Raw genomic sequence first — 3,347 nt, forward strand, 5'->3', positions numbered from 1 at the left:
GGGCACCTTCACCCCATCAATCTGATACCACCCTCAGATGGTTGATAGATCGACTCCGTAGTTGAGTTCCTCTGCGAAGTCCGGCAGTCCGTAACCGATGGTTTTCTTGTAGAAAGGAGAGACCTTCGCAGTCGGTGCCTTCTTCTTGTGCTTCGTGGTGTAGAGCATTCGTGCCCGCATCACCTCGAAGGAGTAACCGCGCCCTTCACGGTTCTTGTCCTTGGCCAGTCGGTTGATGGACTCCGTGTAAGCGTTGGTGACGGGCATGTCCGTCTCGAAGTAGGTCATGGTCTCTTCGCGCCAGTTTCCCACTGCCCTGACCAGATCGCTCCAGACTTCCTTTTGGCCCTTCGGGATGGTGGCTATCCACTCGTCCAGGGCGGCTTCTGCATGGAGCCGTGTGGTGGCGTCCCAGATGCCGTAGAAGCGCTCCTTGTGCTCGTAGGCGGCCAGCAGTTGCGGGAACGCGCCTGTCCAGGTCTCCATGATGAGGCGCTCCCGGTCTGAGACTTCGTGAGCGCGTTTCAGCAGGATTTTCCGGTCTCCCTTGAGAGTCCGGCTCTGGGACGGTTTCAGCTCCTTTCTGAGGCCCTTGCGCACTCTCTCTAGGGCATCGTTGGCCATGCGCACCACATGGAACTTATCGACCACGATACGGGCCTGGGGCAGCACAGCCTTGACCGCTGCCCGGTAGGGGTTCCACATGTCCATGCTGACGATCTCGACCTTCTGCCGGTCTTTCAGCTTCATCAGGTAGTTGGTCACCACGTTCTGGCGGCGGGTGGCCAGCAGGTCGAGCAGGGTTCGCTCCTCAATGTTGGTCAGAATGCAGCGGTAGCGCTTGTTCAGGTATAGCTCGTCAATGCCCAGGATGCGGGGCGTCTCGAAGCGGTGCCAGCGCCCCAGGAACTCGGCGCGGGCGTTGAAGATGTCGCGCACCGTCTTCTCGTCCAGGCCGGTCTGTGCCGCCACAAAGGTGTAGGGGTGGTTGAAGGATTCCTTCTCCACGTACTCATGCAGCCGCAGTGTCATACGGAATCCGTCCACCATCTCCGGTAGCTGGGGCCTGAATGTTGTCTTGCAGGCCCGGCAGGTGTATCGGCGGCGGACCACCCAGAGAGTGACCCGCTTGCCGTGGATGGGCAGATCACGATAGGGAACGTCACGCTTGCCGAACCGTACGAACTCACCCTGCACGCCGCATTCCTCGCAGGCGATGGGATCGGGCACGTCCACCTGGAAGTGCATTTCGTCGTCGGTTGATTTGCAGCCCAGTACTTGGTATTGCGGCAGGTGAAGGATGTTGTCGGGAAGTTCGGTCATGGTGTTGTATAGGCGTAGGTGTCAGTCAGATCCATCCGGCTCGGCATTGGTGTTTGCTTTTTTACCCAACAAGCTGCTGGAAACGAAAAGTAAGGCACCGAGGACAATTGCAATATCAGCCAGGTTGAAGGCCGGCCAATGCCAGTCTCGCCAATAGAAATCAAAGGAATCCACAACATAGCCGCGAAAGACCCGGTCAATCAGGTTGCCCATGGCGCCACCGAGGATAAGACTGTAAGCGATGGCTTCTCCTTTATGACGATTTTCAAGGATCAGCTTGATCAGAAAAATCGAGACCACTACCGCGATTCCGATAAAAAAGTAGCGCTGCCAGCCTCCACCATTCGCAAAAAGACTGAATGCGGCACCGGTGTTCCATAGGTGCACCCAGTTAAAGAACGGGGTCACCGAAACATACTCGCCATAGGCCATTGATTGCTGCACCAGCCACTTTACAGCCTGATCAGACGCTGCCAGCAGGCCCGATATGGACAATAGGGCATACGGCGAGAGCTTTTTGCCAATAATGAGCATTATTTAACCCTTCAACGCCAAAATGCGTCTGGCACCGTTAAGTACAATGCCCCCCGCGATGGTGCCGATAATCAGATCCGGATAATTGGAACCGGTCCACGCGACCAGGGCGCCGGCGGTGATGACCCCCAGGTTGATCACCACGTCGTTGGCCGAGAATATCCAGCTTGCCTTCATGTGCGCCCCGCCTTCCCGATGTTTGGATATGAGCAGCAGACAACTGGTATTGGCAATCAATGCGACGAATGCGATAGCCATCATCACCAGCGATTCAGGCTCACTACCGAATACAAAGCGTCTCACCACCTCTACGAGCACGCCCACAGCCAAGATCAGTTGCAGTACACCAGCAAGATGCGCGGCACGTACCTGCATTTTCACGCTATGTCCAACCGCATAAAGGGCAAGCCCGTACACCGCCGCATCGGCAAAATTGTCCAGGGATTCTCCAATCAGGCCGGTGGACTGGGCGATCAGACCGGCAGTCATTTCCACCACGAACAGAAGTGCATTGATGCCGAGCAACCAGCGCAGGGTCCCGGATTCTTGCTTAGCAGAAGCTGCCGAAAACTCGGCGGCCTTGATGGTCTCCGGATTTGCAGCGACGGTTTCCTGAAGCGAGGCGCCTAGCCCCAAGGTCTTCAGTTTCGAGGTGACGGGCTCGACCTCGCCGTCATGCACGACCTTCAGCCGGCGGTTCGACAAGTCGAAGGACAGCGCCCGAATCTCCTCAAAGCCGTTCAGGGCTAGGCGAATCATTCGTTCTTCTGATGGACAGTCCATCTTCGGCACGGCATAAACACTGACCCATCTCCCTGGCGCCTCGGAGGAGGCCTGTATATCGGTATCCGCTGCGGACGTTGCATCACCGCCACAGGCGCCACCACAGGATTTGCTCATGATACGACTCCACTTGAACAATGTTGTGGTACCATTTAAAACTATAAAGCTACTATAAGGTCAATAGAGTAAAGAATCCGTTGGGGAGGAGGCTGATGCGCATTGGTCAGTTGGCGCAGTTGGTAGGGGTCGAAACACAGACGATCCGCTTCTATGAACAGCAGGGCTTGTTGCCGCCGCCTGATCGGCAGGACAACGGTTACCGTGTCTATACCGAGAAGCATGGTGAGGGGCTGGCCTTCATCCGTCGCTGCAGAATCCTGGGCCTGTCACTGGCTGAGATTCACGAACTACAGAGCTATCAGGACGACCCTCATCAGCCTTGTACCGCCGTCAACACCTTGCTCGATGATCACATCTCTCATGTGCGGTCGCAGATAACCGCTCTGCAAGCGCTTGAGAAACAACTCGTTTCACTGAGAGCGAGTTGCAACGATGACCGGGAAGTTGAGGCGTGTGGGGTTCTTGCTGGAATTAGCGAAGGAAACATGCACCAGCAGTAGGTGAAGCATCAACCAGATAATCCGATGAGATGCCGGTCTGTCTCACTCTCATGCAAAGGTAAGATCAACCATTTAATCCGCTTACCC

General features: G+C 56.0%; 4 protein-coding genes. 1 reads left to right on the plus strand and 3 read right to left on the minus strand.

Annotated features, from left to right (window positions below; genetic code table 11):
- Positions 1-33 precede the first annotated feature (33 nt).
- The 3 genes from MAQ5080_RS17045 to MAQ5080_RS17055 are packed head-to-tail and all read right to left on the minus strand — an operon-like array spanning position 34 to position 2,757.
- A complete protein-coding gene (locus MAQ5080_RS17045; RefSeq protein ID WP_067213495.1) occupies positions 34-1,323 on the minus strand; it encodes an ISL3-like element ISPpu12 family transposase in 1,290 nt (429 codons plus the stop codon).
- A 21-nt stretch (positions 1,324-1,344) separates the two neighbouring features.
- On the minus strand, positions 1,345-1,857 hold the full coding sequence (lspA, locus tag MAQ5080_RS17050) for a signal peptidase II (RefSeq protein WP_004863699.1): 513 nt from the start codon (positions 1,855-1,857) through the stop codon (positions 1,345-1,347).
- A 3-nt stretch (positions 1,858-1,860) separates the two neighbouring features.
- Complete coding sequence (locus MAQ5080_RS17055) at positions 1,861-2,757, minus strand: cation efflux transmembrane domain-containing protein (protein WP_004574643.1); 897 nt, start codon at positions 2,755-2,757, stop codon at positions 1,861-1,863.
- Positions 2,758-2,852: 95 nt separating this feature from the next.
- Between MAQ5080_RS17055 and cadR the strand changes: the two genes are divergently transcribed.
- Positions 2,853-3,260 carry a Cd(II)/Pb(II)-responsive transcriptional regulator gene (gene cadR, locus MAQ5080_RS17060; protein ID WP_007148576.1) on the plus strand — a complete coding sequence of 136 codons (408 nt, stop codon included), beginning with the start codon at positions 2,853-2,855 and terminating at the stop codon, positions 3,258-3,260.
- Positions 3,261-3,347: the final 87 nt, after the last annotated feature.

The sequence above is a fragment of the Marinomonas aquimarina genome (assembly GCF_900089755.1).
Lineage (GTDB): Bacteria > Pseudomonadota > Gammaproteobacteria > Pseudomonadales > Marinomonadaceae > Marinomonas > Marinomonas aquimarina.

Bases quoted from the DNA above. Each gene is read 5' to 3' on its own strand.
- MAQ5080_RS17045 (WP_067213495.1), bottom strand. From the start codon at position 1,323: ATGACCGAACTTCCCGACAACATCCTTCACCTGCCGCAATACCAAGTA.
- MAQ5080_RS17055 (WP_004574643.1), bottom strand. From the start codon at position 2,757: ATGAGCAAATCCTGTGGTGGCGCCTGTGGCGGTGATGCAACGTCCGCA.
- lspA (WP_004863699.1), bottom strand. From the start codon at position 1,857: ATGCTCATTATTGGCAAAAAGCTCTCGCCGTATGCCCTATTGTCCATA.
- cadR (WP_007148576.1), top strand. From the start codon at position 2,853: ATGCGCATTGGTCAGTTGGCGCAGTTGGTAGGGGTCGAAACACAGACG.